General features: G+C 68.1%; 28 protein-coding genes and 1 tRNA gene. 15 read left to right on the forward strand and 14 right to left on the reverse strand.

The window, feature by feature from the left end:
* Positions 1-19: 19 nt before the first annotated feature.
* Genes I4U41_RS16230 through I4U41_RS16240 form a run of 3 tightly spaced genes read right to left on the reverse strand, consistent with a single transcriptional unit; the run spans position 20 to position 2,078 of the window.
* On the reverse strand, positions 20-820 hold the full coding sequence (locus I4U41_RS16230; protein ID WP_242525300.1) for a DUF6776 family protein: 801 nt from the start codon (positions 818-820) through the stop codon (positions 20-22).
* Between the two features lie 52 nt (positions 821-872).
* A complete protein-coding gene (locus I4U41_RS16235; RefSeq protein ID WP_206862220.1) occupies positions 873-1,292 on the reverse strand; it encodes a bactofilin family protein in 420 nt (139 codons plus the stop codon).
* Positions 1,293-1,346: 54 nt separating this feature from the next.
* On the reverse strand, positions 1,347-2,078 hold the full coding sequence (locus I4U41_RS16240; protein WP_242525301.1) for a D52 family tumor protein: 732 nt from the start codon (positions 2,076-2,078) through the stop codon (positions 1,347-1,349).
* Between the two features lie 76 nt (positions 2,079-2,154).
* On the opposite strand from I4U41_RS16240, the gene I4U41_RS16245 reads away from it, so the two are divergent.
* Positions 2,155-2,736 carry a DUF4126 domain-containing protein gene (locus I4U41_RS16245; protein WP_206862221.1) on the forward strand — a complete coding sequence of 194 codons (582 nt, stop codon included), beginning with the start codon at positions 2,155-2,157 and terminating at the stop codon, positions 2,734-2,736.
* Positions 2,737-2,803: 67 nt separating this feature from the next.
* On the opposite strand, the gene bfr is transcribed toward I4U41_RS16245, so the two are convergent.
* From bfr to I4U41_RS16260, 3 genes are all read right to left on the reverse strand, one after another.
* Positions 2,804-3,274, reverse strand: a complete 471-nt coding sequence (bfr, locus tag I4U41_RS16250) for a bacterioferritin (protein ID WP_115841833.1) — start codon at positions 3,272-3,274, stop codon at positions 2,804-2,806.
* 114 nt (positions 3,275-3,388) lie between these two features.
* The gene (locus I4U41_RS16255) at positions 3,389-3,592 is read right to left on the reverse strand and encodes a (2Fe-2S)-binding protein (RefSeq protein ID WP_115841834.1); all 204 of its coding nucleotides are present in this window, start codon (positions 3,590-3,592) and stop codon (positions 3,389-3,391) included.
* Between the two features lie 72 nt (positions 3,593-3,664).
* Positions 3,665-4,243 (reverse strand): RNA pyrophosphohydrolase, encoded by a 579-nt coding sequence (locus tag I4U41_RS16260; RefSeq protein WP_206862222.1) that lies wholly within the window; start codon positions 4,241-4,243, stop codon positions 3,665-3,667.
* 130 nt (positions 4,244-4,373) lie between these two features.
* Here I4U41_RS16260 and I4U41_RS16265 point away from each other — a divergent pair.
* Positions 4,374-4,450: transfer RNA gene (locus tag I4U41_RS16265), tRNA-Met, on the forward strand.
* Between the two features lie 74 nt (positions 4,451-4,524).
* On the opposite strand, the gene I4U41_RS16270 is transcribed toward I4U41_RS16265, so the two are convergent.
* Together I4U41_RS16270 and I4U41_RS16275 are read right to left on the reverse strand one after the other, a co-directional pair.
* Positions 4,525-4,794: a hypothetical protein gene (locus I4U41_RS16270; RefSeq protein ID WP_206862223.1), complete on the reverse strand. Its 270-nt coding sequence runs from the start codon at positions 4,792-4,794 to the stop codon at positions 4,525-4,527.
* A gap of 32 nt (positions 4,795-4,826) precedes the next feature.
* A complete protein-coding gene (locus tag I4U41_RS16275; protein WP_206862224.1) occupies positions 4,827-5,282 on the reverse strand; it encodes a PA2169 family four-helix-bundle protein in 456 nt (151 codons plus the stop codon).
* Between the two features lie 165 nt (positions 5,283-5,447).
* On the opposite strand from I4U41_RS16275, the gene I4U41_RS16280 reads away from it, so the two are divergent.
* Positions 5,448-6,188: a response regulator transcription factor gene (locus I4U41_RS16280; protein ID WP_206862225.1), complete on the forward strand. Its 741-nt coding sequence runs from the start codon at positions 5,448-5,450 to the stop codon at positions 6,186-6,188.
* Positions 6,189-6,277: 89 nt separating this feature from the next.
* Here I4U41_RS16280 and I4U41_RS16285 read toward each other — a convergent pair whose 3' ends face one another.
* Positions 6,278-6,601, reverse strand: coding sequence for a hypothetical protein (locus I4U41_RS16285; RefSeq protein WP_206862226.1), 324 nt, complete (start codon positions 6,599-6,601; stop codon positions 6,278-6,280).
* Positions 6,602-6,779: 178 nt separating this feature from the next.
* Here I4U41_RS16285 and I4U41_RS16290 point away from each other — a divergent pair, with 178 nt between their 5' ends.
* The 4 genes from I4U41_RS16290 (at position 6,780) to I4U41_RS16305 (ending at position 11,783) form a co-directional block, all read left to right on the forward strand.
* Positions 6,780-9,425, forward strand: a complete 2,646-nt coding sequence (locus I4U41_RS16290; RefSeq protein ID WP_206862227.1) for a hypothetical protein — start codon at positions 6,780-6,782, stop codon at positions 9,423-9,425.
* A gap of 104 nt (positions 9,426-9,529) precedes the next feature.
* On the forward strand, positions 9,530-10,483 hold the full coding sequence (locus I4U41_RS16295; RefSeq protein ID WP_206862228.1) for a SphA family protein: 954 nt from the start codon (positions 9,530-9,532) through the stop codon (positions 10,481-10,483).
* Between the two features lie 20 nt (positions 10,484-10,503).
* Positions 10,504-11,304 carry a transporter gene (locus tag I4U41_RS16300; protein ID WP_242525303.1) on the forward strand — a complete coding sequence of 267 codons (801 nt, stop codon included), beginning with the start codon at positions 10,504-10,506 and terminating at the stop codon, positions 11,302-11,304.
* Complete coding sequence (locus I4U41_RS16305) at positions 11,304-11,783, forward strand: hypothetical protein (protein ID WP_206862229.1); 480 nt, start codon at positions 11,304-11,306, stop codon at positions 11,781-11,783. Before I4U41_RS16300 ends, I4U41_RS16305 begins: the two co-directional genes overlap by 1 nt.
* 6 nt (positions 11,784-11,789) lie before the next feature.
* On the opposite strand, the gene I4U41_RS16310 is transcribed toward I4U41_RS16305, so the two are convergent.
* Complete coding sequence (locus tag I4U41_RS16310) at positions 11,790-12,260, reverse strand: low affinity iron permease family protein (RefSeq protein ID WP_206862230.1); 471 nt, start codon at positions 12,258-12,260, stop codon at positions 11,790-11,792.
* A gap of 165 nt (positions 12,261-12,425) precedes the next feature.
* Between I4U41_RS16310 and I4U41_RS16315 the strand changes: the two genes are divergently transcribed.
* Genes I4U41_RS16315 through I4U41_RS16325 form a run of 3 tightly spaced genes read left to right on the forward strand, consistent with a single transcriptional unit; the run spans position 12,426 to position 14,579 of the window.
* Complete coding sequence (locus I4U41_RS16315) at positions 12,426-12,614, forward strand: hypothetical protein (RefSeq protein ID WP_206862231.1); 189 nt, start codon at positions 12,426-12,428, stop codon at positions 12,612-12,614.
* 8 nt (positions 12,615-12,622) lie between these two features.
* Positions 12,623-13,792, forward strand: a complete 1,170-nt coding sequence (locus I4U41_RS16320; protein ID WP_206862232.1) for a DUF3182 family protein — start codon at positions 12,623-12,625, stop codon at positions 13,790-13,792.
* On the forward strand, positions 13,782-14,579 hold the full coding sequence (locus I4U41_RS16325; protein WP_242525304.1) for an alpha/beta hydrolase family protein: 798 nt from the start codon (positions 13,782-13,784) through the stop codon (positions 14,577-14,579). The genes I4U41_RS16320 and I4U41_RS16325 overlap by 11 nt, the downstream gene beginning before the upstream one ends.
* Before the next feature lie 462 nt (positions 14,580-15,041).
* Here the strand turns inward: I4U41_RS16325 and I4U41_RS16330 are convergent, their stop codons facing one another.
* The 3 genes from I4U41_RS16330 to I4U41_RS16340 all read right to left on the reverse strand — a co-directional run bounded on the left by I4U41_RS16330 (position 15,042) and on the right by I4U41_RS16340 (position 17,575).
* Complete coding sequence (locus I4U41_RS16330) at positions 15,042-16,043, reverse strand: SDR family oxidoreductase (RefSeq protein WP_206862234.1); 1,002 nt, start codon at positions 16,041-16,043, stop codon at positions 15,042-15,044.
* Positions 16,044-16,134: 91 nt separating this feature from the next.
* Positions 16,135-16,500, reverse strand: coding sequence for a BON domain-containing protein (locus I4U41_RS16335; RefSeq protein ID WP_206862235.1), 366 nt, complete (start codon positions 16,498-16,500; stop codon positions 16,135-16,137).
* Between the two features lie 139 nt (positions 16,501-16,639).
* Positions 16,640-17,575 (reverse strand): S41 family peptidase, encoded by a 936-nt coding sequence (locus I4U41_RS16340; RefSeq protein ID WP_206862236.1) that lies wholly within the window; start codon positions 17,573-17,575, stop codon positions 16,640-16,642.
* Between the two features lie 93 nt (positions 17,576-17,668).
* On the opposite strand from I4U41_RS16340, the gene queD reads away from it, so the two are divergent.
* Positions 17,669-18,022: a 6-carboxytetrahydropterin synthase QueD gene (gene queD, locus I4U41_RS16345; RefSeq protein WP_206862237.1), complete on the forward strand. Its 354-nt coding sequence runs from the start codon at positions 17,669-17,671 to the stop codon at positions 18,020-18,022.
* A 36-nt stretch (positions 18,023-18,058) separates the two neighbouring features.
* On the opposite strand, the gene I4U41_RS16350 is transcribed toward queD, so the two are convergent.
* Complete coding sequence (locus I4U41_RS16350; RefSeq protein ID WP_206862238.1) at positions 18,059-20,332, reverse strand: patatin-like phospholipase family protein; 2,274 nt, start codon at positions 20,330-20,332, stop codon at positions 18,059-18,061.
* Between the two features lie 185 nt (positions 20,333-20,517).
* On the opposite strand from I4U41_RS16350, the gene I4U41_RS16355 reads away from it, so the two are divergent.
* From I4U41_RS16355 to yiaA, 4 genes are all read left to right on the forward strand, one after another.
* Complete coding sequence (locus tag I4U41_RS16355; protein ID WP_206862239.1) at positions 20,518-20,928, forward strand: phasin family protein; 411 nt, start codon at positions 20,518-20,520, stop codon at positions 20,926-20,928.
* Positions 20,929-21,111: 183 nt separating this feature from the next.
* Positions 21,112-21,492 carry a DUF2384 domain-containing protein gene (locus I4U41_RS16360; RefSeq protein ID WP_206862240.1) on the forward strand — a complete coding sequence of 127 codons (381 nt, stop codon included), beginning with the start codon at positions 21,112-21,114 and terminating at the stop codon, positions 21,490-21,492.
* Entirely contained in the window at positions 21,489-22,037 is a 549-nt protein-coding gene (locus I4U41_RS16365) for an RES family NAD+ phosphorylase (protein WP_206862241.1), read from the forward strand. Before I4U41_RS16360 ends, I4U41_RS16365 begins: the two co-directional genes overlap by 4 nt.
* A gap of 138 nt (positions 22,038-22,175) precedes the next feature.
* Complete coding sequence (gene yiaA / locus I4U41_RS16370; protein ID WP_206862242.1) at positions 22,176-22,595, forward strand: inner membrane protein YiaA; 420 nt, start codon at positions 22,176-22,178, stop codon at positions 22,593-22,595.
* Positions 22,596-22,602: the final 7 nt, after the last annotated feature.

The raw sequence follows: 22,602 nt of genomic DNA on the forward strand, positions 1-22,602 counted from the left end.
GCCGGGCTTCACCAAGGCCTCAGGGCGAGGCCGTGGCCGGCGCGACGTCGCGCGTGGCCTCGGCCCAGGTGAACGACTGCTCGATCGCCGCCCCCGAGCGCGGCGCCAGCCGCACGGCCACGCGGACCGGGGTGAAACCGGGCGGCAGGAACACGTCGCCTTCGACCTGCTGGAAGTACTTGAACGAGTACGTCACGCCGGGCGCGTCGGTCTGCTGGCGCAGCACCGGCCAGGTCAGCTTTTCGAGCTTGCCGCCGCGGGTACCCTCGATCGCCAGCGTCAGCTGGCCGGTGCTCACCGCGCCGCGGTTGAGGTTCTGCGTCAGCGTGCCGGTGAAGTGCCAGGCGGTGTCGTTCTGCGGCTGCAGTTTCAGCGAATGCACCGCCAGGCCGCGGCGCTGCGCGGTGCTGCCGACGAGGCGTTCGTAGAAGGCGACGTCGGCGCGCAGGCCGGCGATTTCCTCGTCGCGTTCGGCCAGCGTGCTCTGCAGGTCGCGGTTGGCGTCGCGGCTGATCTGGTCGGAGCGGCTGAGGGTCGCCACGCGCTGCTGCAGCTGTTCGATCTGGCGCTGCTGGCTGCGGCTTTCGCGCTCGGTGTCCTCGAGCTTCGCCTGCGGGCTGTCCTGTGCCGGCGCGAGCACGCGCCATGCGCCCCACAAGCCGAACAGCAGCGACACGGCGACCATGCCCAGCAGGATCGGGCCGCGTCGGCCGACCAGCGCGTCGCGCACCGCCGCCGGCGCGGCGACCGGCTCGGGCACATGGCCGGCCGGCCCCGCGGGGTGGGGCGTGGAGGGCTGCTCGGGATCGCTCGGGGTCATGCCGGGTCGCCGTGGGAACCGGCGCCCAGCCTACCGCGACCGGATGTGACGGTCAGCGCAGAACGGCGACGCCGTCCAGATCCGCTTCAGACAGCGCGTGACCCTCGTGGGCACCGGCGTGGATCAGGCGGCCGGTCAGCACCGAGCCGGCGAGCATCTCGACGACCTGGTAGTGCACGTTGCCCTGCACGCGCGCCTTGGCGGCCAGCTCGACGCGCTCGCTGGCATACACGTCGCCATCCAGGCGGCCGTTGATGACCACCACCGGCGCGCGCACCTCGCCTTCGATGCTGCCGTTCTCGGCCAGCGTGATCGTGGCGCGCTGGCCTTCCTCGGCGATCACCTTGCCGACGACCCGGCCTTCGATATAGAGACCGCCGCTGAATTTGAGGTCGCCGTGCAGGACCACCTGCGCGCCGATGAGGGTGTCGACCTGATGGCCGTCGATCTGGGCGGGTTTGCTCTTGAACATCGGGTACTTCCGGTTGCGCGCCGGCGAACCGGCATAAGGGGAACAACGAAGAGGTCAGGTGGTGCCGATCTGCCAGCCCAGCGTCTGCTCGACCGCCACGTCGCCGCCGTCGAGCGACACGCGTACCCGCTGCGGGGTGAAGCCGGCCGGCAACATCACGCTGCCCTTGAGCTGCTGGAAATAGCGGAAGGAGTAATCCTGCGGCGGCACGTCGCTGCGCTGGTGGAGCTCGTCCCAGCCTACTGTCGCGAGCTTGCCGTCGCGCACGCCCTCGACGGTGAAGTGCAGCCGGCCGCGGCTGATCGCGCCCTTGTTGAGGCTCTGCGTCAGCACGATCTGGTAGCGCCAGGTGCCGCCGGATTCCGCATCGAAGCGTGCCGAATGCACGCTCAGGCCCTTCGGCTGGCCGGTCGCGCCGACCAGGCGCTCGTAGAAGGCGAGGTTCGCGCGCAAATCGGAGATTTCTTCCTCGCGTTCGGCCAGCTCGCTCTGCACTTCCTTGTTGGCGGCGCGGCTGATCTGGTCGGAGCGCGCGAGCGTCGCCTCGCGCTGCGCCAGTTGTTCGGCCTGCGAACGCCAGCGTCGCAGCTCGTCGCGGGCGGCATCGAGCTCGGCCGTCATGGCCGGCAGGCGGGGCGCGGCGACGCGCGAGGCGCCGATCCACACGCCCACGATCGAGGCCAGCCAGGCGAGGCCGAGCACGACCGCGATCAGCGGCCGGCGGTCCGGTCGCTGCTGGACGATCGTGAAGCGCGGCGGCGGCGCCCTGCGCGGCGTCTTGTTCATAAGCATCTTTCCGGCGATGACGTCGCCGGTTTCCCCAGCCCCTATACTTCGGTGGACAGTCTAGCGAGGGAGCGACATGACGGATGCGCACCTGTTCGCAATTGGCGTAGTTCTGGCCTGGCTGGCCGGAATTCGCGTCTATCTGACGGTGTTCGGCGTCGGCCTGGCCGGGTTCTTCGGCTGGCTGGACCTGCCGCAGGCGCTGCAGGTTACCGCCTCGCCTTGGGTGCTGGGCGTCTCCGGCGTGCTTGCCGCTGGCGAATTTTTCGCCGACAAGATCCCCGGCGTCGATTCGGGCTGGGACCTGCTGCACACGCTGCTGCGGATCCCGGCCGGCGCCTTCCTGGCGGCCGCCACCCTGTCGTCCGACGGGGAGCTCGGCGCCGGCGCGCTCGCGGCCGGCGCGGGCGTGGCGCTGACCAGCCACGTGCTCAAGTCCGGCTCGCGCGCCCTGCTCAACACCTCGCCGGAACCGGTCAGCAACTGGACGGCGTCGATCACCGAGGACATCGCCACCGTCGGCGGCCTCGCGCTGGTGTTCGCCCATCCGTGGATCGCGCTCAGCGTGGTCGTGCTGATCAGCGTCACGCTGGCGCTGCTGCTGTGGTGGGTGTGGCGGATGCTGTTCCGGCGGGCGCCGAAGCCCGGGCCGGTCTGATCGCCGGATGCAAAAACGCCGCCGGAACCGGCGGCGTTTTTCGTTCCGATCGCACGCGCGGCGGCGATCAGTCTTCGAGCTTGGTCAGCAGGTAGTTCTGCTCGCCCAGGCGCTCGATCAGCGACAGCTGGGTTTCGATCCAGTCGATGTGCTCTTCCTCCGAATCGAGGATGTCGGCGAAGAGCTTGCGACTGACGTAGTCGTTCACCGACTCGCAATAACGGATGGCGTCGCGCAGCAGCGGCAGGCCTTCCAGCTCGAGCGCGAGATCGCACGCGAGCACTTCGCGCGGGTTCTCGCCGATGCGCAGCTTGCCCAGCGCCTGGAAGTTCGGCAGGCCTTCGAGGAAGAGGATGCGCTCCGACAGCTTGTCGGCGTGCTTCATCTCGTCGATGGATTCCTTGTATTCGTGTTCGGCCAGTTCCTTCAGGCCCCAGTTCTTCAGCATCTTGGCGTGCAGGAAGTACTGGTTGATCGCGGTCAGCTCGTTGTAGAGCGCCTTGTTGAGGAATTCGATGACCTTGGCGTCGCCCTTCATGGCCGGCCTCCGTGGACGTGGGATGGCGGCACTCTAGCCCGTTCAGGCGCGCGATGACGGAACGCGAATCGGGTGCACCCGCGTCCGAGAATCAGTCTCGCTTGGGAGAAAAGCTCAGGCGGCTTCCTGCATCACCGCGAAGGGCAGCTCGCGCACGGCGTGGGCGGCGTCCAGCAGCGAGGCGGCCATGTCCAGGCAGCTACCGCAGTTGGCGCCGGCGCCGGTCCGCATGGTCAGTTCGGTCACACTGCGGCAACCGGCCTCGGCAGCCGAGCGGATGTCGTGATCGGTGACCCCATTGCAGATGCAGACGTACACGGCGGCGGTGTTCGGAGCAGGCAGCCGGATCGGCTGCAGCGCCATTCCGCCACGAATGAGAATGATTGTCAATTAACCGGGACGAAACCCGGCGCCGCGCCAGGGCGACCGCCGGCTGCGGTTGGCGCGCTCGCTCTGGAAATCCGGCCCGGGCGCCGGCACCGCCTGCGGCCCGGCGACCTGCCGCGCCGCCGGCGCCAGGTGCCGCAGCGCGCGGGCGTAGACGGAACGCTTGAACATCACCACGTGCTCGACCGGGTACCAGAAGTCCACCCAGCGCCAATGGTCGAATTCGGGCTTATCGGTCAGGTCCAGGCGCAGGTCGGATTCCTGGCCGGTCAGGCGCAGCAGGAACCACACCTGCTTCTGGCCGATGCACACCAGCCGGTCGTTGCGGCGGATCGCCCGCTCCGGCAGGCGGTAACGCAGCCAGCCCGGGGTGGCGCCGAGGACCTCGACGTGTTCGGGCAGCAGGCCCGTTTCCTCGCGAAGCTCGCGATACATGGCCTCCAGCGGCGTCTCGTCGCTGTTCATCCCGCCTTGCGGGAACTGCCATCCGTCGCGATGCACGCGGCGCGCCCAGAACACGCGTCCGTCGGGGTGCATCAGGACGATGCCGACGTTGGGCCGGTAGCCGTCCGGATCGATCACGATGCGGACTCCTGAATTCACTGTCCCCGACTCTGCCATGCCCCTGCCCGGCCCGACAACCCGGCGCCGGCAATTCACGGAGCGATTGACGACGCCCCTTCAGGCGTGAATAATTCGCGATTCTTCGCGGGGCTATGTAGCTCAGCCGGTTAGAGCACAGCACTCATAATGCTGGGGTCGGTGGTTCGAGTCCACCCATAGCCACCACTGCGAAGACCTTCGAGAACCCGCCGCGATGGCGGGTTTTTTGTTGCCTGCGTGCCGGGCCTGAACACGCGCACTCAGCCGCTCGAGCGCCGCGACTTCCGTCGTGCGACGAGGCACTGCCCCACGATCGCCGTGACCAGGATCGCCGCATTGGTCGCGACGAAGACGAGGTTGTTCACCATCAGGCTGTAGACGACGAAGCCGACGGACGCCACGCACTGCCCGAGGAACAGCCACCGCGACACGCCTTTCGCGTCGGGATCGCGCGCCATCGTGACGATCTGCCGGACCAGCGTCGCCAGCAGCACGAGCGATGCCAGCCAGCCGATCGCGTCGGGATTCATGCGGTACTTCCCGGCTGGTCGACTCGTGCCATTCAGCCGAGCCCCTCGAACCCCTGCTTGAGCCGGCTCATCTCGTCATGGCCGCGTTTCACCGACGCGTACGCGTTCTCGATCGCATCGCGCGCGGCCGGCGTGAGTTCGATGTCCTTCAATGCATCGCCGTACTTTCGCTTGATGTGGTCCTCGCCGCGCTCGACTTCCTTCACCACCGCCTCGTCGCCGTTGTCGAGCGCCGAGCGCAGGTCGACGAACACACGATGCGCCGCCGCGAGCACGGTGCCATCGTCCTGCGGTTTTCCGCCCTTCGAGACGACGAACGCCTGCAACGCGGCCACCACCGCCTGGCGTTCGCTGGCGCGGCGTTCGAACAACGTGCGCAGCGTGGGAATGCGGGCCTCGCGTGCGGCTTCGCGGTAACCGTCGACGCTGTCGATGGTGGTCTCGATGAGGCTGTTGATCACGCGCAGGTCGTGTTCGGCGCTGGCCATCGCGATGCACCAGTTGCAATTGGAATGCAGCGATGATGTGTGTGGCGCGGCGACGAAATCGTGAATGGGCCACGTCGCCCGCTTCGTTCAGCGAATCTCACGTTCGCGTCACGAGTCTTCACCGAACTTTGAAATACAGCGGTTTTTTCAGCATCCGGTAGACACATGAACCACAACGGCCGACTCATCCTGATCGTCGAGGACCATCTTCCCATCGCGGAGATGCTCGGCGGTTTCTTCGAGGCGGGCGGCTATGAAGTCGACTTCGCCCGCGATGGCGCGGAAGCGCTGCGGCTGTCCGCGAACAATCCCTACGACGCGATCCTGCTCGATCGCAACCTGCCACGCATCGACGGCGTGGAGGTCTGCCGGCGCATCCGCCAGGAGCAGCGGCGCGCGACGCCCATCCTCATGCTGACCGCGCGCGACACCGTGCAGGACCGTGTGGAAGGACTGGAAGCGGGCGCCGACGATTACCTCACCAAGCCGTTCTCGATCGAGGAACTCGAAGCGCGGCTGCGCGGGCTGATGCGCCGTTCGCGCAAGACCGCGAGCGAACCGATCCGCGTCGGGGACCTGGTGCTCGATCCGCACGCGATGAGCGCCGAACGCGCCGGCGTCCCGATCCACCTCACGCCGATCGGTTTCCAGATCCTGCACCTGCTGATGCGCGAAGCGCCGCGCGTGGTGAGCCGCGAGGAAATCCAGCGCGAGGTGTGGCGCGACGAGCCGCCGGATTCGGATTCGCTGCGCAGCCACCTGTACATCCTGCGCAAGGCCATCGACCGCGGGCGCGAAACGCCGCTGCTGCAGACGATCCCCGGAATGGGGTTCCGGATCGGCGAGCATCCGTCCGCGTTCACCGCGTCGCGCAATCATCGCGAAGGGATCGCGGCGCGCGGCTAAGCGGGCAGCGCCTGCACGCGCCGCTTATCGACGGCTTCGCCGTCGCCCAGCCTGAACGCGCACGCGTTCGCATCGTCGTCACAGCGATTTCACGCTGAATTGCCGGAAATGTTGCGGCGGTGAAACCACGGCTTTCGCGCATCCTCGTCAGCGCGCGGCGGTCGTCCGCGAGCGACACAGGCCACCGGGCATTCGGACTGTCGGGAGGGAAAGACGATGTCGAACGGGCAACCATTGCCTGACCGCGGCTGCACGGCGCCAGTCATCGATCGCAGCGCACGAATGCGCTCGGCGAACGCTTTCTTCCGCATCGAACACACACGTACGTAATCGCCACCCAGTGGTGCGGCGCGCGTGCTTTCCCTCGGGCGATGCACCGCCTGCGACGCATCGACAGCAGGCAGGTCGTGCATCGTGCTTCGTGCTTCGTTGATCGCCGTCTCGACCTCCGCTTCGCGTCCACATATCCGACTCGTCGACGCGGCTTTTTCCGACTTTCGGCCACCGACTCCTCTGCCACCATCAGTCGCATCTCCCTCGAACCCGCACGCTCAAAGCCCGCTCTGGACGTGCGCATGCAACGGAGTCCCCATGCGCAAGATTTCGTTGGTACTTGGAGCGACGCTGGCCTTGCTCGGATCGATCGCGGGCGTCGCCGGCATCGGGATGGCGCTGGCGCAACCATCGCCTGTCGCTGCGGCGAACATCGATGCGCGACCGTTCCCGCGCGAGTTCACGCAGAGCGGCACGACGTTCAACGTCCACCAGCCCCAGTACGAAAGCTGGAAGGACAACCAGCTCAAGGGCCGCTTCGCGATGTCGGTGAAGACCGGAACGCACAGTGGCGCCGACGGCAAGCCGGAACAGACGGCCGACCACGGCGTGGTGACGTTCCAGGCGCGCACGCAGATCGACAAGGACGCGCGCGCGGTCGTGCTCGGCGACATGCAGCTGACCGGCGCGAGCTTCCCGACCGCGTCCGCGAAGCAGGCGCGGTATCTCGAACTGGCACGCGCGCAGCTGAAGCAGCAGTCCACGCTCACGGTATCGCTCGACCAGCTGGAGTCGGCGCTGGCGATCGCCGCCGTCGACGCGAAAACGCCGCCGTCGTTGCCGGTCCGCAACGATCCGCCCGAGATCCTGTTCGGCACCCGTCCGTCGGTGCTGATCCTGGTGGACGGCGCGCCCGCGCTGAAGCCCAGCGGCGTCGCCGGCGTGCAGCGCGTGATCAACAGCCGCTCGCTGCTGCTGCGTAGCAACGGTGAGTACTACACCTACCTCGGCGGACACTGGGCGAAGGCGGCGTCGCTCGACGGCCCGTGGAGCGCTGCGCCGACGGTCGATGCGAACCTCACGCAGGCGATGCAGCAGGCGGTGTCGTCGAAACAGGTGGACACCCTCGACAAACCGCCCGAAGCGCTCGCGCAGGCATTCGCGAACGGCGGCCTGCCCGACCTGTACGTGCGCACGCACCCGGCGGAACTGATCACCGCCCAGGGGGATCCGCAGTTCGCCGCGGTCCCGCGCACCAAGCTGAGCTATATCGCCAACACCGGCGCGGACGTGTTCGTCGATGGCGCCGCCGACAACGCGTGGTACGTGCTGGTGTCGGGACGCTGGTTCACTGCGCCGGGCAGCAGGGGACCGTGGACGCACGTGGCGCCGGGGCGCCTGCCGGCGGACTTCGCGAAGATACCGCCGGACAGTCCGAAGAGCGGCGTGCTCGCGTCGATTCCCGGCACACCGGAATCCAAGGAAGCGCTGATCGCCAACGACATCCCGCAGACCGCCACGGTGAAGAAGGGCCAGGCGACGCTCACCGTCACCTATGACGGCGCGCCGCAGTTCGCGAACATCGAAGGCACCGCGCTGCAGTACGCGCGCAACACACCCGTGCCGGTGATCCGCGTGGCGAGCGACAGTTACTACGCCGTGGACAAGGGCATCTGGTTCGCCGCGTCCTCACCCACCGGGCCGTGGACCGTCGCGACCAGCGTGCCGCCGGCGGTCTACGCCATTCCTACCCGCTCGCCGCTGCACTACGTCACCTACGTGCGCGTGTACGGGCAAGACGACGACGAGGTGTACGTCGGCTACACGCCGGGCTATTACGGCACCGTCGTCACCGACAACGTCGTGGTCTACGGCACCGGTTACGCCTGCACGCCCTGGGTCGGCGCCTACTGGTACGGCTGTCCCGCCACGTATGGCATGGGCGCGTACTTCGGATGGAACGCGTGGGTCGGCTGGACCTTCGGCTGGGGCTGGGGCTGGAACGACGGCTGGTACGGCCCGTACAGCCCGTGGTGGGGCCCGTGGTACGGACCGGCCTACCCGTACGGATGGTGGGGCGGCGGCGCGGCGGCCTGGAACGTCTACGACCATTGGGGTAACGCCACCGTGCGCGGCACCGCCGCCGCGTGGGCCGATCCGTGGACCGGAAACGTCGGCCGTGGCGGACGTGGCGGGTACTACAACGAAGCGACCGGCGGTCGCGGCGTTGGCCGCGCGGGCATCAACACCAACGTCTACACCGGAACCACCTCCGCTGGCGCGCAGGGCATCCGCTACAACCCGCAGACCGGACGCGTGGTCGCCGGCGGCACGGCGACGGCGGTGAATCCGTATACCGGCCAGGCCGCGCGCGCCGGCGAGCGCACCGTGGTGAACACCAGCACCGGCCGCGTCACGCAGGCGGCCGGCGGCGCTGCGATCGGGCCAAACGGCGCGGCGGCGGGCGGCGCCTTCAACACGCAGGGCCCGAACGGCCGCGACGCGCGCGGCGCGGGCGGCTTCCACTACAACGCCGACACCGGCACGTTGAATCGCGGCGGCGTGGTCGAGGTGAACGACAACGTCTACGCCGGTCGCGACGGCAACGTCTACAAGCATGACGGGAACGGCTGGACGCAGGTCGAACGGCCCGATCGTTCGCAGAACCTCTCCGGCCAGACGCGACAGGACCTCGATTCCAGTGCGCTCGACGGCGACCGCATCGCGCGCGAGCGCGGCGACGAGCGCGTCCGCGGCGGCGGTGGCCAGTTGAATCCCGCGGCGTTCCAGAGCCAGGGCGGCGGCTTCCAGCATGGCGGCAATTTCGAACGCGGCGGCGGCAACAACTTCCAGCGCGGCGGCGGCATCGATCGCCCCGCGGGCGGCATGCAGCGTCCGGTCGGCGGATTCCGTCCGGGACTGGGCGGCGGCGGCTTCCGCGGCGGTGGTTTCCGCCGCCGCTAAGGAGGCCTTGAAGGCTCGGCCCGACACGCACGCCGCACCCCGCAAGATCGCCGCCGGAAGACGCTTCGAAAAAGCGAGCGTGAACTCGTCATGGAGAGAGAACGATGAACACCCGACATCTGCTCGTGTCCGGCCTCGCGTTGTCGTGCGCCGCGCTCGCCATGCCTGTGCACGCCACCGAAGGCGCGCTGGGCCGCACCATCACCGGCACGTCCGTGCAGTCCTTCGCCGGCGTCGTGCCGCCGACGCCGGGCTTCAACGCGGCGGTCGGCTATGTCCACTACTCGGGTGAGATCGGCGGCGCCCGCGAAGTGCCGGTGAACAACCTGCTGACGCTGGGCCTGGACGCGGACTTCGACATGCTCAGCATCACCGGCCTGTACGTGTGGGACACCGGCGAGGGCCGCTGGAACTTCGCCTCGATGGCGACGTTGCCGTTCGCCACCGTCGACGTGACCGCCGACGTTTCGATCGGCCCGCTCACCGGCGAGGTGAAGGACAAGGCCGACTGGGACGTGTTCGATCCCTTCTTCGCCCCGCTCATCGCCGGCTATCACTTCGACCAGACGCGGCACCTGAGCCTTGCGCTCTATATCTACACCGACTGGGGCAGCTACGACCCGGACCGGCTGGCGAACCTGAGCCTCAACAACTGGACCTACTCGCCCACGGTCGGCTACACGCAGCTGATGCAGAAAGGCACGCTGGAATTCACCACGGTGGCCGCCGTCGATTTCTACACGAAGAACGACGCCACCGATTACAAGAACGGCGCCGTCTTCCGCATGGACTCGATGCTGGTCAAGCGCTTCGCCAACGGCTGGGGCGTGGGCGGCATCGGCGGCTGGATCGAACAGCTGGAAGACGACGAAGGCCCCGTGGCCGACCGCCTCAACGGCTTCAAGGGCCATTCGCTCGCGCTGGGGCCGATCGTCAATTACTCGAAGAAATGGGACGGCGGCCAGGTCGAATTCGCCGCACGCTGGTTGAAGGAATTCGACGTCAAGCGTCGCCTGGAAGGCGATCCGCTGATGGTGACCGCAACCGTGGCGTTCTGACCGTACAGGGAGTTTCGTACATGCGACACATCCGCCCGCTTCTCTTCGCCTTCGCAATCGTCCTCGCCGCACCCGTCGCGTCCGCCCAGGAAAGCGCCGACGAACTGGCGAAGAAGCTGTCCAATCCCGTCGCATCGATGATCAGCATCCCGCTGCAGTACAACGCCGACTTCGGCTACGGCAGCGAGGACGGAACGAAGCAGACGTTGAACATCCAGCCGGTCATTCCCGCGTCGATCTCGCAGGACTGGAACCTGATCACGCGCGTCATCATGCCCGTGATCTACCAGGAGGACATCGCGGGGAATTCCGGCAGCCAGTTCGGCGTAGGCAACGTCACGCCCACGTTCTTCTTCTCACCCAAGCAACCCACCGCGGGCGGTGTGACGTGGGGGATCGGACCGGTGTTCCTCCTGCCCACTGCCAGCAACGACATGCTGGGCGTCGACGAATGGGGCGCCGGGCCCAGCGTGCTGGTGCTGCGGCAAGGCAGGCACTGGACGGTCGGCACGCTCGCCAACCACATCTGGTCCTTAGGCGGTTCCGCCAACGATCCCGACATCAGCAACACCTTCCTGCAGCCGTTCTTCGCGCGTCAGTTCCCGGGTGGCCGCACGCTCACGTTCAACTCCGAATCCACCTACGACTGGGAAAACCAGCAGTGGACGGTGCCGATCAACGTCGTCTACTCGAAAGTCACGCGCATCGGCAGCCAGACACTGAGCTTCGCCGGAGGTCTGCGCGGTTACGCCGACTCGCCGCGCGGCGGACCCGACTGGGGCGTGCGCCTGGTCGTCACCTTCCTCGTGCCGGAGCACTGATGCGCCGCCGCCTGGCGAGGGTGGGCGCGCTGCTTCTTGCGTGCACGCTGACCTGCGGCATGGCGATGGCGCAAACGCAAGCGGATGCCGCCGTGCCTGCGCAGGACGGGAAGCCCGGCATGCGCGCCCTGCTGCACGATCCGAAGGACGGCCGGTTCGCCATGTCGCGCGGGCTGCTCGATCGCAAGGGTTTCCTGCCCGCGCCGATCATCGTCAGCGATCCGGCAGTGGGTTATGGCGGCGGATTGGCGCTGACGTTCTTCCATCGCCCCGCCGGCGGGCGCGCTGGTCGGCTTTCTCCGCGCCGGCCGCACCTGGGCCGCCACAACGATTTCGGCGAAGCGCCGAGCCAGGTCGCGAAAGACGCCGGCGTGCGCTACAAGATCGCCAGCGTGCTCGGCCTCTACACCGGCGTCGATTACGCATGGGGACCGGAGGACGAGACGTTCTACATCCAGGTCGGCAGCGCCTGGCGCTGAAGGCGTTCAGTCCTTCTCCGGCTCGTCGACCGAATCGGCGCGCCGCATCTCGCGTTCGGCCGAACGCGCCTTGCGCTCGTGTTCCCGCGCGACCGGATCTCGCTGCCGCGCCAGGCTCTGTTCGCGCGCCAGCCGGGCGAGCTGCTCGTAGCGCTCGCGCAGGCGATCGAGTTCGGCCTGGTCGAGTTCCTCCAGGTCCAGCAGCGTGTTCTCGGCCTGGCGCGTCGCGCGGATGAGCTCGTCGAGCTTGATCTGCATCGCCTCGGTGTCACGGTTCTGCGTGTTCTGGATCAGGAACACCATCAGGAACGTGACGATCGTCGTTCCCGTGTTGATGATCAGCTGCCAGGTGTCGCTGAACCCGAACATCGGCCCGCTCACCAACCACGCGATCACGATCAGCGCCGCCAGCCCGAAACACGACGCGTTGCCCGTCCAGCGCGCCGCCGCCTTGGCGAACCTGCTGTGCCAGTCCATACGCGATGCCGTCGCGCGGCCGATCGCCGCGACGGAACCATCCGCCGGAGCCCCGGAAAGCCGCGTGAACAGCCACTTTCCGCGAGCTGCCGCCATCACGCCGCGTTACCCGGGCGCGGTCGTATCGTCGATGCAACCGATGCTGCCACCCCCCCGGAGGCAACCATGTCGCAGGATCGCAAGGACCCGCCGCTGAAGGACGACAAGAAGACCACGCAGGACAAGCCCGAGGACGCGCGCGAGCGCGAGAAGCGCAAACAGCACGAAAGCGAGAACCAGGATCAGGCGCTGGAGGAGACGTTCCCGGCCAGCGATCCGGTGTCGCCGTTCGTGCCGGCCAAGGCACCGGATTGACGCTCGCGATGGCGGCCGGCGGAGTCTGGACCCCCACCGCACCCGATGCCGATCGCGGCCACTGCGCCGACGGCACCGGTTGCGTGGTCGAGCTGTTACGGCGGGAACATCGCAGCGAACACGAAGCCGCCACCGGTCGCTGGATCGGCGAGCGCGTGGCGTCGCTGCTCGGATTCGCATACGGCGGCGTGCACGTGCCGGACGCGGACTACCGCGGCCCGGCGTTCTTCGTGCCCGACGTCACGCTGCTGACGCATGAGGCGCACGAACTGGGCATCGTCGGGCCGAACCAGCTGCTGGGCGGCGTGGTGCCGCACGCGTTCGTGGCGACGAAGACGATCACCCATCCGCTCGTCGACGAGCCACGCGCGAAGCCGGAAGGCTGGTCGGACGCGCTCGGCCGCGCGTTGGAGGACGTGACATTGCCCGGCTTCGCCGCATTCAGCGTGGATGACGTCGCGCGCGCGGCGAAGCGGCTGTTCGAACAGGGACTGCCGGCGCGGATCAAGCGCGCCGACGGCATCGGCGGCAGCGGCCAGTCGGTCGCGACCGAGCGCAAATCCCTCGACGCCGCGCTCGCGCAGCTCGATCCGAAGTCGCTCGCGCGGGTGGGCGCGGTGGTCGAACTCAACCTCAAACCGGTGAAAACCTACAGCGTCGGCACCGTGGCGGTCGGCTCGCATCGCGTCGCGTACTTCGGCATGCAGCGGCTCACGCGCAATCGCGACGGCGTGGCGACCTACGGCGGCTCGACGCTGGCGTGCCTGCGCGGCGACCTGAACGATCTGCTCGCGACGCTGGAAGACGAAGCCGAGCGCCGCGTGCTGCGTTGCGCGATCCGCTACGACGCGGAGGTGTCGCGCGCTTATCCGTCGTTCTTCGCCTCGCGTCGCAACTACGACGTGGCGCTCGGCGTGGATCCCTCGGGCATGCCGCGCACCGGCGTGCTCGAACAGTCCTGGCGCGTGGGCGGTGCGACGCCGGCGGAGGTCCTCGCGCTGGAGGCGATGCATCGCGATCCGCAGCTGTCGCGCGTGAACGTGTCGACGGTCGAAGTCCACGAGCTGGTGGATCCGCCACTCGGCGCGCACGTCTCGTTCCGCGCCGAAGATCCGGCGGTGGGCCCCATCACGAAGTACGCCATGCTCGACGCGCAGGACGATGCGCATGGACGTTAGCCTCGAAACCATCGAACTGGAGGTCGAGCAGGATCGCATCGGCGGCACCGTGCTCGCGCCGCCTTCGCAGCTGCCGGGCGTGCTCTTCGTGCACGGCTGGGGCGGCAGCCAGGAACACGACCTGGTGCGCGCACGCGAGGCCGCGGGCATCGGCTGCGTCTGCCTCACCTTCGACCTGCGCGGGCACGAGCGCACCGCGCGCCACTGGGAGAAGGTCAATCGACCGCAGAACCTCGCCGACCTGCTCGCCGCCTACGACTGGCTCGCCGCGCGGCCGAACGTCGACCCGGGCGCGATCGCGGTGGTCGGCATCAGTTACGGCGGCTACCTGGCCGCGCTGATGACGGCGCTGCGGCCAGTGCGCTGGCTCGCGCTGCGTTCGCCGGCGATCTACAAGGACGAGGGCTGGGAGCTGCCGAAGCTGCAGCTGCACATCGACACCGATCTCACCGCCTACCGCCAGCGCCGCATCGACTGGCGCGACAACCGCGTGCTGCGCGCGTGTGCCGACTATCGCGGCCACGCGCTGCTCGTCGCCGCCGAGCACGACACGGTGGTGCCGCATCCGGTGATCGACAACTACGCCAACGCGCTGCACGACACGCGCTCGCTGACGCGGCGCGTGATCGAGGGCGCCGACCATGCGTTTTCGCAGAAGCCGGCGCAGAAGGCGTACACGGCGATCCTGATCAAGTGGCTGGCGGAGATGATCATGGGCGCGCGCGAGGAGGCGGCGGTGGCGCGGCTGCGGGAGCGGCAGGTGGTGGAGGAGGATGTGGCGGGGTGAGGGATTGCTGTGTTCTTGCGCGGACGGGTTGGCGAGGCGCTGTGCGGACGCTTCCTGTCGTTCAGTCCCACTCGTGGTGGTCCCGCCTACTCACGATGATCTCGCCTACTCACGGACATCCGCCGGCTCACCGTCGTCCCCGCGAAGGCCGGGATCCAGCCCGTAGCGCATGGGTGTCGCGTATGGGACGAGTGCTTCGTCATGCCTGCCTTCGCGACGAGCAGAAGCGAAAGCGCCACTCCGAGCCGCCGCACCGCTGCCATCCATGGCGCAACACTTCAACCTATGGATGGCCCTGCCCAGCCATCCATGGCCGGTCGTTCGGCAGGCCACGCGGCAGTGCCGTTGGCACGGGTTCCGGGATCGCTGCCATTCCTGGCGGGACGTTGCGCGCGTCGGATCGCCCTGCCCGGCCGGTCCTTCGCGGGCCGCGCGCGCCAGTGGCGCGCAAGCGCGGCCCGTTCAGCCATACGGCCCGCCCATCACCGGCAACACAATCCCGTTGATGTAAGACGAACACACCGGCGAAGCCAGGAACACATACGCCGGCGAAATCTCCTCCGGCTGCGCGGGACGGCCCATGTCGCTCGACTCGCCGAACTTCGCCACGTCCTCCGCCGAGCGGTCGGCCGGATTCAACGGCGTCCACACCGGCCCCGGTGCGACCGCGTTCACGCGGATGCCCCGCTCGAGCAGGCTGCTCGCCAGCGATTTGGTGAAAGCGTGGATCGCGCCCTTCGTCGCCGAGTAGTCGAGCAGTTGCTTTGAGCCGAACAGCCCCGTTTCCGAACCCGAGTTGAGGATGCAGCCGCCGCGCGGGAGATGCTTGAGCGCGGCGCGCGCCATGTGGAAATAGCCGGCGATGTTGGTCTGCAGGGTTTCCTGCAGGTGCTCGTCGGTGAGGTCTTCCAGCGACGGCGTATGCATCTGGAAGGCCGCGTTGTTGACCAGGATGTCGAGCTTGCCGAACGCCTGCACCGTCGCGGCCACCGCGCTGTCGCAGAACCGGGAGTCCTTCACGTCGCCCGGGATGACCAGGCAGCGGCGGCCCTCGTTCTCGACCGCCGCGCGGGTCTGCTCGGCATCCTCGTGTTCGTTGAGGTAGACGATCGCCACGTCCGCGCCCTCGCGCGCGAACAGCACCGCCACCGCACGGCCAATGCCCGAATCGCCGCCGGTGACGATCGCGACCTTGTCCTGCAGCTTGCCGCTGCCCTGGTAATCGGGCGCTTCGAATCGCGGGCGCGGATCGAGCTGGTGTTCGTGCCCGGGTTTCTTCTGGTGCTGCTCGGGCAGCGGATTCTCCGGCTGCCGGCGCGTGCCGGCCTGCACGGGCGGTTTCTTCGCCTCGGCCTTCTTCGCCGGCGGCTTCTTTGCCTCCTTCGCCTCGACATGGGCCTGGATCGCCTGCTGCTTCGCGGCGGTGCCGTTCGCCTTCGACGTGGGTTTCTTCTCTTTCGCCATGGTTGCGTCCTCCTCGCGGCGGCGACAAAACGCCCGGGTGCGGACACCCGGGCGTTCGTCGCCCGCATGGCCCTCGCGGGCCGCTCCACCCTTACCGGTCGCCGCCCTTGGCGACGCTCAGCGCCTTCGCATCGACGCTCTTGACGCCCTTGATGTTCTTGGCGACGGCGATCGCCTTGTCGTGCTGCGCCTTGGTGTCGACGCTGCCGGACAGCTTCACCACGCCGTTGGTGGTGTCGACGTCGATCGTGGTGCCCGGCACGTCGGAGGTCGCCATCAGGTCGGCCTTCACCTTGGTGGTGATCCAGGTGTCGTTGACCGGTTGGGCCGAATCGCCTTCCTCTTCGACCTCGGTCTGGCCGCGATCCTGCGCCATCGTGGCCATCGGCACCGCGGCGATCATCGCCGCCGCGCCGAACACGGCGGCGAACAGCTTCGTATTCGTACGGATCTTCATGTCGTGGCTCCGTTGAAGGTGCCGACAGCTTTCTAGGTGAATCCGTATCCCTGCGTGAAATCGCCGATATCGCCCGCTTCGCGCGGGGCTTGCGTTCACCGTTGCGAATCCGGCGTGTACGCGTGCGGCTTTCGCGCGATCACCGCGCGCGTGCGAGGCGGAGCGCGGCGTCGAGTGCGTCGGCGGAAATCGCGGCGACGTCCGGCGCGACGCCGGTCGCTTCCCAGTTCGTGCGCGTGATCGGGTTCACCGGCGAACCGTCGGAGACGAACACGGTGAAGCCCTCGCCCACGTCGATCATCGCGCCGGGGTTCGCCGCGCCGGCGCTGCGCTCGCCGACGATCGTCGCGCGCTTCGCGTTCTGGAGGGTGTAGGCGAACGACTCGGCCGCCGATCCGGTGCCGCCATCGACCAGCACGTACAGCGGCACCTGCGTGCGCGGCGTCGCGTACGGAATCGCCGGCGCTTCGCTCATCGTGCGCGTGCGCGTGTGGAAGGTGTTGTAGACGTCGGCGCCCGGCGCGAGGAACGCGCTGGCGAGGTAACCGACCATGCTCGGCGATCCGCCGCGGCAGCCGCGCAGGTCGACGATCATCGCCCGCGATCCCGAGAGCTTCGCGAGCGCGTCGTCGATCGCGCGACGCGCCGGCGCGTCCGCATCGTCGAACTCGAAATGTGCGAACTGGTCCAGGCGGAGATGACCGACCTCGCCCGGCAACATTTCCACCTTGGCGATGCCGTGGTTCGCCGGTGCCTGCGGAGGACGACGCGGGCCCACGGGCACGCGGGGCGGCGACGCATCGCCGTCCCAGCGCACGCGGAAGTGGCGGTCGAGCGGTCGCAACCGCGCGGTCAGCGCGTCGGCCAGGGCCTGCGGCTGGAGCGTGTCGAAGGTGCCGGTGTCGGCGTCGCGGCGCAGGTCGTCGGCGATGGTCTTCCCGCGCGCGGGATCGAAATAGTTCGCGGCGATCGCGTCGGCCACCGCGTCGACCCGGTCGCGCGGGGCCGGCGCGGCATGGGCGGCGAAAACGGTCAGCAGCAGGGCGACGGCGGCGGTGCGGAGCAGCTTCGGCATGGCGGGAATCCCGATGGGGTTTCACGTCTGGATGCCGACAGCGCCGAGACCGTCGCACCGCCCCGGCGACGGCGCGGCGGTACACTGGCGCGCATGAAGATCTTCAAGGCATTCACGCTCGAAGCCGCGCACCGGCTGCCCAACGTCCCCGAGGGCCACAAGTGCGCGCGCCTGCACGGGCACAGCTTCCGCATCGAGATCCACGTCGAGGGCGAGATCGACCCGCACCTGGGCTGGGTCATGGATTTCGCCGACCTCAAGGCGGCCTTCAAGCCGCTGTACGACCGGCTCGACCACCACTACCTCAACGACATCGAAGGCCTGGAAAACCCTACCAGCGAAGTCCTGGCCAAATGGATCTGGGACCGCCTTAAGCCGTCCCTGCCGCTGCTGTCGGAAGTGGTCGTGCACGAGACCTGCACGTCGGGCTGCCACTACAAGGCCTGATGCTTCGGCGAGCGCGGCCGGGCGCGCTCGCGAACCTCACTTCACCTGAGGACGCAGCAGCGATCCGAACGTGAGGTACCAGGAACTCTCGCCTTCGTCGTTCCCGCCGTAAGCCAGGAACATCGGCCCCAGCGGCGTGCTGAAACCGATGAAGAGGCTGCCGGCGAGGATCAGGTCGTCCGCGTCCACGTCGTCCTTGATGGCCCATGCGTTGCCCGTCTCCACGCTCGCGCCGACGAACATCGGCAGCGAGAACAACCGGCTCGTGTTGCCGGTGCGCCGGTACATCACTGCCCGAGCGAGGGCGGTCTGCGTGCCGAACAGCGCGCGCTCGTCGAAACCCGACAGGTTGAGGAAGCCGCCGAGGAAACCCTGCGTCTGGAAGAAGCTGTCCTCCTCCAGCGCGCTGCTCAGGTTCGCGCCGAGCAGCAGGTGGTAGCGGCCCCACGCCTGCGCCCAGTCCGCGGTGAGCCGCGCGACGTCTCCTTCGACGTTGGCGCCGGCAACGTCGTGGTACGTCTCCAGGTCCGCGCTCACGCGCAGGCCGCGCGTGGGGAAGTTGATGTTGTCCAGCGTGTCCCAGGTCGCGTTGTAGAAGACGCCGGCGTATTTCTCCTTGTTGCCGGTGAAATCGCTGGGATTGCCGATCAGCAGGTCGCCCCGGTCGCGACCGCGCACCAGCGCGGCGCTGATGCGCCATTCCGGCTGCGGCGTGTAGCCGGCTTCCACCGCCATCTGGCGACGGTTGATGCGGAACTCGGCGAGCTGGTCGCCGCCGGCCCAAAGGGGGAAGGATTCGTTGCGCAGCTCCAGCGATGGCTTCATGTAGAACGCGCCGGTCCGGCCGAACGGCTGGTAGAACTCCGACAGCAGGCCGGTGATGCGCCCCAGCCGCATCACGTTGCGCCACTCCGCGCCGAGCGTGTTGACGTCGCTGAAGGTCAGTTCGGCCGACACCATGTAGTTGTTGCGGCCGTTGAAGTTGTCGTCGAGCTGGAAGCCGAGCCTGCCGAACGCCGACCACGGTTTCTCCGCCGGGATGATCTCCAGTCCGGGCTGGCCGTCGCGTTCGACCAGGCGGTAATCGATCTGCTGGAAGCGCCCGTCGCCGTAGGCCGTACCGATGTCCTGCTCCAGCCGCTCCGCATCGAAGGGCTGGCCGACGTTCTGCACCACCGCACGCTCGACCTCGCGCGTCGCCGACGGCGAACGGCCTTCGACGATGTCGAGGAACGCGACGAGTTTCGGATCGAACTCGCGCTTGCGCTGGCGTTCGCGATACGCGGCGTAGGTCGCTTCGTCCACGGACAGCGCGCGCAGCCGCGGCAGCGCCGCTTCGGCGGCGCGTTCGCCGATCGCGATGGCTTCGTCGCCGCGGTTGAATTCCGCGGCGGTGATGTCGCCCAGCTCGGGGCGGATCAGCACGTCCTCCGGCCGCAGCGTGGCGAGCGTCGCCTCGGTCTTCTCGGTCATCAGCGCCGAGATCATCTGGTCCATGATCACCAGCGGATTGGTCAGCGCGTCTTCCTTGTGCAACGGCGAGCCGACGTCGACGACGATCAGGCGATCGGCGCCCATCTGGCGCACGACGTCCACCGGCACGTTGTCGACCATGCCGCCGTCGACCAGCAGGCGGTCGCCCACGCGCACCGGCGCGAACGCGCCCGGCACCGACATGCTCGAACGGATCGCCAGCGCGAGGTCGCCGTCGGCGAACACCACCTTGTCGCCGTTGATGATGTCGGCCGCGACGGCGCGGAACGGGATCGGCAGCTGGTCGAAGTTCTGCACGTCCCAGGTGGAAATCGTCAGCCGGCGCATCAGCATCAGCAGCTTCTGTCCCTGCACGATGCCGACCGGCAGCACGACGCGGCCATCGACGTAGCCGATCTCCAGGTCGAGCAGGTAACGGAAGTCGGCGTCCTTGCGGCGCATCGGCTGGCCGGGGCGCGGCGGGTCGTCGACGAACATGTCGGCCCAGTCGATGGTGCGGATCAGGTCCTCCATCTCGGCCGGCGTGTAGCCGGTGGCGTACAGGCCGCCGACGATCGAACCCATGCTGGTGCCGGCGACCTTGCACACGGGGATGCGCTCGCGTTCGAGCACCTTCAGCACGCCGATGTGGGCCGAACCGCGCGCGCCGCCGCCGCCGAGGACGAGGCCCACGCAGGGCGGTCCGCCGCTCGCCGCGGGCGTCTGGGCCGCGACGGGGAACGCGAACGCGCCCGACAGGGCGGTGCCGAGCAATGCCAGCCGGACCAGCCCCTTCAAGCGACGCAGGATCGTGGGGCGGTCGGGGGCGTCGATCATCGTCCGGTCATCCTGTTAGGCGATCTTTGCGTCGGCCGAGCCCGCCGCAGCGCGATTCTGCCATCCCGGCTCCACCGCCCCAATTGGCCCTGAATCCAATCCGGCGGCTTGTTGCACCGCAACAAGACCCGCGCTATGCTGCACCGCACAATCCGACCTCCCTCCCGGATTGCCAGGAGATCGCCATGTACCAGCCGTTCAACGAACAGTTCGCCGCCGCGACGCGCCAGTTCGCGGACGCTGCCGCACAGGTCAACCGCCTGGCCCTCGACAACGCCGAGGCCGTGTTCGGCCTGCAACTGTCGGCGATCGAGGATCGCGTGAACGCCACCTTCGCCTTCCTCGGCGAGGCGGCCGAAGTGCGCGATTTCGACTCCTTCAAGACCCTGTGGCCCAAGGGCGCGCAGGTCGCCCGCGAGAACCTCGAGCGCGGCATCGCCACCGGCCAGGAAGTCTTCGGCCGCAGCCTGAAGGCCCACGGCGCGATCACCGAACTGGCCAAGTCGCAGTTCGAATCGGCCGCGCGCGGCGTCCAGGGCGAGGTCGAGAAGACCGTGAAGGCCGCCGGCGCCGGCTCGAAGCCGAGCGTCAAGTAAACAGGGCACGACCCGACTTTCTCTCTCCTTTTAGCGTTTCTTTTTCCGATCGACTCCGCCATCCCCTCCCGGCGGAATGGAAGCCCGGCAGCCTGTGCTGCCGGGTTTTTTCTTTATCGGGCGACAGTGGAATATGGTGCATATTTCGTGCATAGTACGTGCACGTATCGACCGGAGTTCCCCATGAACGCCGTCATGAAGCCAGTCGCCAGCCTTGCAGAAGCCCTGCGCGAACCGGAGCAGGTCTATCTCTCGCCGCGCCGCATCGGCGACGCGCTGGGCCTGCAGATCCAGAGCCTGGCCGAGCGCGCCCGGGTCAGCCGCAACACGCCGACCGCGCGCCCGCAGAACGAACATCTCCAGCAATACCTGCGCGACGTCGTGCGCGTGCTCGCCGCCGCCGAGGACGCGGCCGGCGGCGATCGCACGCGCGCGATCTTCTGGTTCATGAACGACCCGCTGCCCGAATTCGATTACCTCACCGCCGACGCGCTGGTGCAGGCCGGCAAGGCGCAGGTCGTGATCGACTACATCGAATCGGTCGCTGGCGGCGCCACCGGATGATCCTGCGCGAACTGGGCGATGGCGACGCGCTGTATCGCGTCATCGTCCCGCGCTGGTCGCACGCGCCGACCTCCGGCGCAGGCGCCGCGCGCAAGGGCGGGCGCTTCAACCGCCCGGGGCTGGAAGCGCTCTACCTCTCGAAGGACATCGCCACCGCGCTGGAGGAATACCGCCAGCACGAACTGCTGCTGCCGCCGGGCACGCTGGTGACCTTCATCGTCGGTCCGCTGATGGTGGTGGATTTCTCGCACGGTTTCGACAGCGGGCGCTGGGAGCCGATCTGGTCCGAGTACGCCTGCAACTGGCGCCGCCTCGCGTTCGACGAACGCATCGAACCGCCGAGCTGGGTGCTGGGCGATCTCGCGCTCGATGCCGGCGCGGCGGGCATCCTCTTCCCCTCCGCCGCGCATGCGGGCGGCACCAACCTGGTGTTGTTCAACTCCAGCCAGCTGCCGGCGCGGATGTTGCGCGTGCACGATCCGGACGGGCATCTGCCGGAGGATGCGCGCTCCTGGCGCGAAGCCGATCGCGACGCACGCGACTGACGCGCGCCGCACCAGGTCCAGCGCGCGGCGCAGAATTTTTCGGCTTTCCAATCCCTCCCGTGCACTGCACGGTGTCGTCGCGTCCGATTCGCGGGCGTGAACCTTCGTGCATCGCACGCAACGACAAGGACGGAATCGATGGATAACCGCAAACCTTCCAACGCCTTCATGGGCGCTTCGTGGTCGGCCCTTCTGCTCGGCGTCAGCGCATTCCTCATCGGCCTGTGGAACGCCACCATGGGGCTGAGCGAAAAGGGCTACTACTTCACCGTGCTGATGTACGGCCTCTTCTCCGCCATCTCGATCCAGAAGAGCGTGCGCGACCGTGCCCAGGGGATTCCGGTGACGAATCTCTACTACGCGCTGTCATGGTTCTCGATCCTGCTGGCGCTGGCCCTGCTCGTCGTCGGCCTGTCGAACGCGATCGACCTGACGCTCAGCGAGAAGGGCTTCTACGGCATGGCCTTCGCGCTGAGCCTGTTCGCCGCGATCGCGGTGCAGAAGAACACGCGCGATCTCGCGTCCATCCGCGACCCGGAGCGACGCCTGCAGCAATGAGGCAAAG

This window comes from Lysobacter changpingensis (assembly GCF_017308985.1).
Lineage (GTDB): Bacteria > Pseudomonadota > Gammaproteobacteria > Xanthomonadales > Xanthomonadaceae > Lysobacter_J > Lysobacter_J changpingensis.

Excerpts from the sequence above, each read along its gene's own strand:
- I4U41_RS16235 (WP_206862220.1), bottom strand. The coding sequence starts at position 1,292 with ATGTTCAAGAGCAAACCCGCCCAGATCGACGGCCATCAGGTCGACACC.
- yiaA (WP_206862242.1), top strand. The coding sequence starts at position 22,176 with ATGGATAACCGCAAACCTTCCAACGCCTTCATGGGCGCTTCGTGGTCG.
- I4U41_RS16325 (WP_242525304.1), top strand. The coding sequence starts at position 13,782 with ATGGACGTTAGCCTCGAAACCATCGAACTGGAGGTCGAGCAGGATCGC.
- I4U41_RS16305 (WP_206862229.1), top strand. The coding sequence starts at position 11,304 with ATGCGCCGCCGCCTGGCGAGGGTGGGCGCGCTGCTTCTTGCGTGCACG.
- I4U41_RS16300 (WP_242525303.1), top strand. The coding sequence starts at position 10,504 with ATGCGACACATCCGCCCGCTTCTCTTCGCCTTCGCAATCGTCCTCGCC.
- bfr (WP_115841833.1), bottom strand. The coding sequence starts at position 3,274 with ATGAAGGGCGACGCCAAGGTCATCGAATTCCTCAACAAGGCGCTCTAC.
- I4U41_RS16315 (WP_206862231.1), top strand. The coding sequence starts at position 12,426 with ATGTCGCAGGATCGCAAGGACCCGCCGCTGAAGGACGACAAGAAGACC.
- I4U41_RS16355 (WP_206862239.1), top strand. The coding sequence starts at position 20,518 with ATGTACCAGCCGTTCAACGAACAGTTCGCCGCCGCGACGCGCCAGTTC.
- I4U41_RS16285 (WP_206862226.1), bottom strand. The coding sequence starts at position 6,601 with ATGCACGACCTGCCTGCTGTCGATGCGTCGCAGGCGGTGCATCGCCCG.
- I4U41_RS16365 (WP_206862241.1), top strand. The coding sequence starts at position 21,489 with ATGATCCTGCGCGAACTGGGCGATGGCGACGCGCTGTATCGCGTCATC.
- I4U41_RS16295 (WP_206862228.1), top strand. The coding sequence starts at position 9,530 with ATGAACACCCGACATCTGCTCGTGTCCGGCCTCGCGTTGTCGTGCGCC.
- I4U41_RS16240 (WP_242525301.1), bottom strand. The coding sequence starts at position 2,078 with ATGAACAAGACGCCGCGCAGGGCGCCGCCGCCGCGCTTCACGATCGTC.
- I4U41_RS16360 (WP_206862240.1), top strand. The coding sequence starts at position 21,112 with ATGAACGCCGTCATGAAGCCAGTCGCCAGCCTTGCAGAAGCCCTGCGC.
- I4U41_RS16280 (WP_206862225.1), top strand. The coding sequence starts at position 5,448 with ATGAACCACAACGGCCGACTCATCCTGATCGTCGAGGACCATCTTCCC.
- I4U41_RS16340 (WP_206862236.1), bottom strand. The coding sequence starts at position 17,575 with ATGCCGAAGCTGCTCCGCACCGCCGCCGTCGCCCTGCTGCTGACCGTT.
- I4U41_RS16245 (WP_206862221.1), top strand. The coding sequence starts at position 2,155 with ATGACGGATGCGCACCTGTTCGCAATTGGCGTAGTTCTGGCCTGGCTG.
- I4U41_RS16320 (WP_206862232.1), top strand. The coding sequence starts at position 12,623 with ATGGCGGCCGGCGGAGTCTGGACCCCCACCGCACCCGATGCCGATCGC.
- queD (WP_206862237.1), top strand. The coding sequence starts at position 17,669 with ATGAAGATCTTCAAGGCATTCACGCTCGAAGCCGCGCACCGGCTGCCC.
- I4U41_RS16330 (WP_206862234.1), bottom strand. The coding sequence starts at position 16,043 with ATGGCGAAAGAGAAGAAACCCACGTCGAAGGCGAACGGCACCGCCGCG.
- I4U41_RS16275 (WP_206862224.1), bottom strand. The coding sequence starts at position 5,282 with ATGGCCAGCGCCGAACACGACCTGCGCGTGATCAACAGCCTCATCGAG.
- I4U41_RS16270 (WP_206862223.1), bottom strand. The coding sequence starts at position 4,794 with ATGAATCCCGACGCGATCGGCTGGCTGGCATCGCTCGTGCTGCTGGCG.
- I4U41_RS16230 (WP_242525300.1), bottom strand. The coding sequence starts at position 820 with ATGACCCCGAGCGATCCCGAGCAGCCCTCCACGCCCCACCCCGCGGGG.
- I4U41_RS16310 (WP_206862230.1), bottom strand. The coding sequence starts at position 12,260 with ATGGACTGGCACAGCAGGTTCGCCAAGGCGGCGGCGCGCTGGACGGGC.
- I4U41_RS16335 (WP_206862235.1), bottom strand. The coding sequence starts at position 16,500 with ATGAAGATCCGTACGAATACGAAGCTGTTCGCCGCCGTGTTCGGCGCG.
- I4U41_RS16290 (WP_206862227.1), top strand. The coding sequence starts at position 6,780 with ATGCGCAAGATTTCGTTGGTACTTGGAGCGACGCTGGCCTTGCTCGGA.
- I4U41_RS16350 (WP_206862238.1), bottom strand. The coding sequence starts at position 20,332 with ATGATCGACGCCCCCGACCGCCCCACGATCCTGCGTCGCTTGAAGGGG.